The following is a 4,984-nucleotide window of genomic DNA, read 5'->3' on the forward strand; positions in this document are numbered from 1 at the left end:
AAAATTAGACAAAAAATTTTTTGCAAAAAAATTCAAAAATCAATTTTGGCGGATACCCGAAAATCTAAAAAAAATAAAAAAAAGAGTTAATCCTCAGCGTCACCATCACGATCATCTAAAAACTCGTTTTGAACCTTGACAACCTCAGCACTAGTGTCAGCTTCACTGTAAGCCTCTAACAAGTCATGATTTAACTCCAAGAATGTATGTCCCCATTTAAATCCATCCATTAATTTACGAGCCTCATCCTTAAAACGAGTAATGTACAATGTGGCGGATATGGCTTCAACAGTGGATAAAATGCATGGTTTGCCATAATTTACGGGGTTGGTCGCTATCAAAAAGGGTAAAGACCTATGATATTTGGAAAGAGAGAAGAATTTTTTAGAGCTTGAAACTTCATTCCAAGAGCAATCAAGCCCTACAACCCCTCTTCTTTGAACATATCTATAGTCTTCGTAGGATACAGCTTTTTCAGCATAGGGATTTAAAACTATTGCACCTGAGGGAATCTTGTTAATATTGTAGACTAACCTGCATTTCCCCATTTTTTCCATTTTTATGGAAGTGCATTTTTTTCTATCGCACTCATTTGCATGAAAAACTGTAATTTTCATTTATTGTGCACCTTCAAGAGCAGAAGTGTTTCCGGCCTTAACCTGTCTGACCAAATCCATTTGTTCAGCGAATTGATCTTCGGTCAAACCGAATTCCTCATTTATCTTTGGAACATTTTTACTTTCTTTCAAGGTTAAACTTTCAAGCAAAGGTTTGATGAAATCAGTGTATGACTCACCATAGGTGTTCATTGTAGAATTGATGTCTGATTTTGGATCTATAATCATGTAAATAAGATATCCTTGCTTTTCTCCTTGAGATTCGCAGATGATAATGTTCATAGTTTCATTATCTTTAGAGCTAGTGTCATTTCCCTGCACAGCTTGTGTGAAGTAAATATTCCAGTCATTTCCATTGAAAGACCTTTCTTCAGGGTTAGTAACACCTTGAATTTCATATATGTCCATCAAGGCTGTTGAATTATCAACTGTAGAAATGTTATAGGTTATATGATGCTGTTTATCTTCATAAGAATGCATGAATTTTTCAGTATCATTAACTAGTTTAACATCGCCAACGAAACTACCTTCCATGAATTCAGTTTCAAATGGAGTGGTTCCTAAATCTTTTGTATTTCCATTACTTAACATTCCAGTACCGAGGACAACTCCCAAAATGGCAATTACAACCACAAGTACTGCAATGATTATTATATTTTTAGTTTCCATTAAAAATACTCCATAAATGTTTAATATTATAATTATAGTAAAAAGTCTTTAATATAAGTTTAGTTAGATATAATAATTAAATTAAATAAAAAAAAAGGTCTTTTTATGAATAAAAAAATGCAATATCAGATATTACTTGTTGTTTTATTATTAATTGTGATAATAAATATTTCATTTATGATTTCTGAAGTCACACGAGGCCCAGATAACATTTATAATATTACATCTGTTGGAAGTAATGTTAATGGTACTGTTTATAAAATTGAAGCCGGAAACATGTCCAGTAACGAAACCGTTGGAATCATATTGGGCGTTCACCCAAGGGAATACGAAATTCACGAAGAAGTGAACAAAACAATATATAATATCACTTCAGAGGATGGCGTTCAGAATTTAACTAAAAAATATGTAATATATTACGTTAAAACTATTGATAATCTAACAAGTCGTGAGGACACACGTTCTGCAGGTGAGGAATTGGCGAATAAATTTATTGTACCTAATATTGCAAAGGACAATCCATTCATTGTCGTGGATGTGCACGAAATTAATCCGGATTATGAATATTCCAATTTCATATTCAGCTTATCCAATAAAACCGATAAAATAGATTCATATATCAATAAATTATCCAATGATGTCAATTTAGTAAATTATGAATTTGACGAAGGCACAAGTCCTGAAAAAGTTACAATACCTATTGCTGAGAAGGGAATAAATACATTACTTATGGAAACTTCCATTACAGACCCATTAACACAGAAACATCAAACAGCAGTGAATCTCATTAAAAGCCTAGATGAATTAAATGCTTAGTGATAATATGAATAAAGTTCGTGGAATATTAATTGGACGCATGCAACCAGTTCATAATGGACATATGCAAATCATCGATAAAATTCTAGATGAAGTGGATGAAATCATCATTGGAATAGGTAGCGCTCAGCTTAGCCATGAAATTAAAGATCCGTTTACTGCAGGCGAACGCATACTCATGATGAGCCAAGCCCTAGCGGAAAGAGACGTTGATCCATCAAGATATTACATCATTCCAATGCAGGACATAAACTTCAATGCCATTTGGGTGGCACATGTTAAAATGATAACCCCACCTTTTTCCATTGTTTATTCAGGAAACCCTCTGGTTAAACAATTGTTTTCAGAGGAAGGTTTTGAGGTTAGACAACCCCCACTTTATGACCGTTTGCATTTATCCGGAACTGAAGTCAGAAAAAGAATCTTGAATGACGATAACTGGCAAGAACTTGTTCCAGATGCTACTGTCAAAATACTTAATGAAATCAATGGCGTCAATCGATTGAAAAACTTATCTGTAAAAGAAATTAGTGACATATAACAATAGTTATATAATATAAAAATATAATAATTATGTGGAGATGAAAAAATGGTTGTAAGAGTTATCGAAGCTAAAGAAGATAAAGTTACAACAGCTGATTTAATAGCTGAATTAAAGAAAAGCACAAAAGTAGATTACTCCGGTGCAATTTTTACTTTTGAAGGAATCGTACGTGGTAAAGAAGAAAATATGAACTTGGAAAAGTTAATATTGACCACTCCTGATAAAGAAAAGACAAAAGATGAAATTGAAAAGATTGTTGAAAACGCAAAAATAAAATACAATGTCCATGAAATTTCTGTCGTTCACTACATCGGTGAATTCTACACTGGAGACATGCTATTTTTAGTTGCGGTCTTAGGTGCACACAGGGGAGAAACCCTTGAGGCATTAAAAGAAGTTATTGAAACAGTCAAATATGATGTTGAATTCAAAAAAGAAGAAATATCCAAAGAAGGTACAAAAACTATTCTTGCAGGGGGCTAAATAATGAGCACCCTTCTTTTTATTATTAGATTATTATTACTATTTTTAATCATTTATGCAATAATTAAAAATTTAAAAACATTGTTAAAAGCAGCGGTGGTTATTTTTGTTATATTTATATTATTAGGATTTATGGGATTTTAATCCCAATCCTAAGAAACCCCGAATATACGAAAAAAACTTATTTTCCAATAATTACTTCAGTAGATTTGATGATAGCGGTAACATCGTCACCTTCAGCTAAACCTAATTTTTCAGCAGATTCTTTAGTGATTACTGCAGTGATTGTATTAGGATCAGCCACTTCGATTTTGATGTTTGCCATTACAGCACCTTTTTCTACACCAGTAATTTTTCCTTTTAATTGATTTCTAGCACTGAGTTGCATTTTATAATCTCCCTTTAAATTTATTTGCCAATGATTACTTCAGTTGACTTGATGATAGCAGTTACATCATCGCCTTCAGTTAAACCTAATTTTTCAGCAGATTCTTTGGTGATTACTGCAGTGATAGTGTTAGGTTCTGAAATTTCGATTTTGATATTAGCCATTACAGCTCCAAGATCAACATTTGTTACTTTTCCGTTTAATTGATTTCTTGCACTAAGTTCCATTTTATAATCTCCTTAAGTTTTACAATAATAAGTTGTATCGAATTGTATATAAATGTTTCGTTTTTTGGTGAATAAAGGATTTTTTTATCGATTACCTGAAATCGTTCATAACGATAAAATTTTATAAAAAATATAAATTTAAAACGAGTGTAAAATTAGTTATTTTACCAAATTAGATAAATTTAGAAAGAATTTATTTATTGATTGATTGAATAATTTTTAAAATTTAAAATTAGATAAATTCATTAGTTAAATATGATTTTATCGAAATTCCATAACTTTATCGAAATATAATTATAATCATATCTAGAAAGTTTTATTAAAAAATAAAACAAAAATAACCTTATGAACATAGAACTAGAATCAATAGGTACCATCCATACGGAATTTAATGAAATTGAGGGAATGCCAATCCAGCCAACAGGTGCAAAGGGAATACCTGGAACAATAGAAATCAAAGACAAATACGCTGACGGGCTGAAAGACCTTGATGGCTTTTCACATGTTCACCTAATTTATTTGCTTCACAAGGTTGAAGGGTACATGCTGGAAGTTAAACCGTTCATGGACAACAACACTCACGGAGTTTTTGCAACAAGATCACCAAAAAGGCCTAACAGAATAGGGATGAGCGTTGTCAAAGTGAAAAAAGTTGAAGGCAACACCGTTTATATTGAAAATGTGGACATTTTAAATGGCACTCCTCTGCTTGACATCAAGCCTTATGTTCCACAATTATACGAAGACACCATTGATGAGTTAAGAATAGGGTGGTTTGAAGATAACCACAAAAAAGCAAAATCACAAAAATCAGATGATAGATTCAAATAATCTATCTCAACTTATTTTTTGAACCTCTCCAGCTTGTAGAAGCTGGAGATTCTTAGGCCATACCTATTGTTTTGTCAAGGCATTTCCATTCGTAATAATATTCGAATTTTCCTTGACCAATAGGTATGAAATCTACTAAGCATAGCACCATTGAACCAGTGGCACGTAGAGCTTCGTCTAAAATATTTTTTGCAGCATTAACATCCCTTTGAAGCATGCTGTGGCAGTGAGGGCATTCCCATTCTCTTTCATCACGACCTAAGCCAGGATTTATTTCACCACAGACATTACATCTTTTACTGGAAGGGAACCATTGATTGATTTGTACAAATTTGCGTCCGTACCATTCTGATTTGTATCGTATCATTTCAATGAGTTTTCCCCATCCGATTTCGTGAATGCTTCTGCT

At 32.6% G+C, this 4,984-nt stretch carries 9 protein-coding genes; 4 read left to right on the forward strand and 5 right to left on the reverse strand.

Features of this window, described 5'->3' with window-relative positions:
- Positions 1-86 precede the first annotated feature (86 nt).
- Together ILA26_RS08090 and ILA26_RS08095 are read right to left on the reverse strand one after the other, a co-directional pair.
- Entirely contained in the window at positions 87-617 is a 531-nt protein-coding gene (locus ILA26_RS08090) for a DUF367 family protein (protein WP_292896149.1), read from the reverse strand.
- A complete protein-coding gene (locus tag ILA26_RS08095) occupies positions 618-1,286 on the reverse strand; it encodes a hypothetical protein (protein ID WP_292896151.1) in 669 nt (222 codons plus the stop codon).
- 177 nt (positions 1,287-1,463) lie between these two features.
- Here ILA26_RS08095 and ILA26_RS08100 point away from each other — a divergent pair, with 177 nt between their 5' ends.
- From ILA26_RS08100 to ILA26_RS08110, 3 genes are read left to right on the forward strand one after another with little or no spacing between them, the layout of a single operon-like run.
- Positions 1,464-2,102: a hypothetical protein gene (locus ILA26_RS08100; protein ID WP_292896153.1), complete on the forward strand. Its 639-nt coding sequence runs from the start codon at positions 1,464-1,466 to the stop codon at positions 2,100-2,102.
- A 7-nt stretch (positions 2,103-2,109) separates the two neighbouring features.
- On the forward strand, positions 2,110-2,643 hold the full coding sequence (locus ILA26_RS08105) for a nicotinamide-nucleotide adenylyltransferase (protein WP_292896155.1): 534 nt from the start codon (positions 2,110-2,112) through the stop codon (positions 2,641-2,643).
- Between the two features lie 48 nt (positions 2,644-2,691).
- Positions 2,692-3,129 (forward strand): molybdenum cofactor biosynthesis protein MoaE, encoded by a 438-nt coding sequence (locus ILA26_RS08110; protein WP_292896157.1) that lies wholly within the window; start codon positions 2,692-2,694, stop codon positions 3,127-3,129.
- 181 nt (positions 3,130-3,310) lie between these two features.
- Here the strand turns inward: ILA26_RS08110 and ILA26_RS08115 are convergent, their stop codons facing one another.
- Both ILA26_RS08115 and ILA26_RS08120 read right to left on the reverse strand, forming a co-directional pair.
- Positions 3,311-3,517 carry a TOBE domain-containing protein gene (locus tag ILA26_RS08115; protein ID WP_292896159.1) on the reverse strand — a complete coding sequence of 69 codons (207 nt, stop codon included), beginning with the start codon at positions 3,515-3,517 and terminating at the stop codon, positions 3,311-3,313.
- 20 nt (positions 3,518-3,537) lie between these two features.
- The gene (locus ILA26_RS08120; RefSeq protein ID WP_292896161.1) at positions 3,538-3,744 is read right to left on the reverse strand and encodes a TOBE domain-containing protein; all 207 of its coding nucleotides are present in this window, start codon (positions 3,742-3,744) and stop codon (positions 3,538-3,540) included.
- Between the two features lie 345 nt (positions 3,745-4,089).
- On the opposite strand from ILA26_RS08120, the gene tsaA reads away from it, so the two are divergent.
- Complete coding sequence (gene tsaA / locus ILA26_RS08125) at positions 4,090-4,575, forward strand: tRNA (N6-threonylcarbamoyladenosine(37)-N6)-methyltransferase TrmO (RefSeq protein WP_292896163.1); 486 nt, start codon at positions 4,090-4,092, stop codon at positions 4,573-4,575.
- Between the two features lie 52 nt (positions 4,576-4,627).
- Here tsaA and ILA26_RS08130 read toward each other — a convergent pair.
- The coding region (locus tag ILA26_RS08130) for a transposase (protein ID WP_292896165.1) at positions 4,628-4,984 on the reverse strand (357 nt) is incomplete at its 5' end.

It is taken from the genome of Methanobrevibacter sp. (genome assembly GCF_017940815.1).
Lineage (GTDB): Archaea > Methanobacteriota > Methanobacteria > Methanobacteriales > Methanobacteriaceae > Methanocatella.

What these genes read in the sequence shown, in the direction of transcription:
- ILA26_RS08115 (WP_292896159.1), bottom strand. Translation starts at nt 3,517, where the DNA reads ATGCAACTCAGTGCTAGAAATCAATTAAAAGGAAAAATTACTGGTGTA.
- ILA26_RS08095 (WP_292896151.1), bottom strand. Translation starts at nt 1,286, where the DNA reads ATGGAAACTAAAAATATAATAATCATTGCAGTACTTGTGGTTGTAATT.
- ILA26_RS08100 (WP_292896153.1), top strand. Translation starts at nt 1,464, where the DNA reads ATGATTTCTGAAGTCACACGAGGCCCAGATAACATTTATAATATTACA.
- ILA26_RS08120 (WP_292896161.1), bottom strand. Translation starts at nt 3,744, where the DNA reads ATGGAACTTAGTGCAAGAAATCAATTAAACGGAAAAGTAACAAATGTT.
- ILA26_RS08110 (WP_292896157.1), top strand. Translation starts at nt 2,692, where the DNA reads ATGGTTGTAAGAGTTATCGAAGCTAAAGAAGATAAAGTTACAACAGCT.
- tsaA (WP_292896163.1), top strand. Translation starts at nt 4,090, where the DNA reads ATGAACATAGAACTAGAATCAATAGGTACCATCCATACGGAATTTAAT.
- ILA26_RS08090 (WP_292896149.1), bottom strand. Translation starts at nt 617, where the DNA reads ATGAAAATTACAGTTTTTCATGCAAATGAGTGCGATAGAAAAAAATGC.
- ILA26_RS08105 (WP_292896155.1), top strand. Translation starts at nt 2,110, where the DNA reads ATGAATAAAGTTCGTGGAATATTAATTGGACGCATGCAACCAGTTCAT.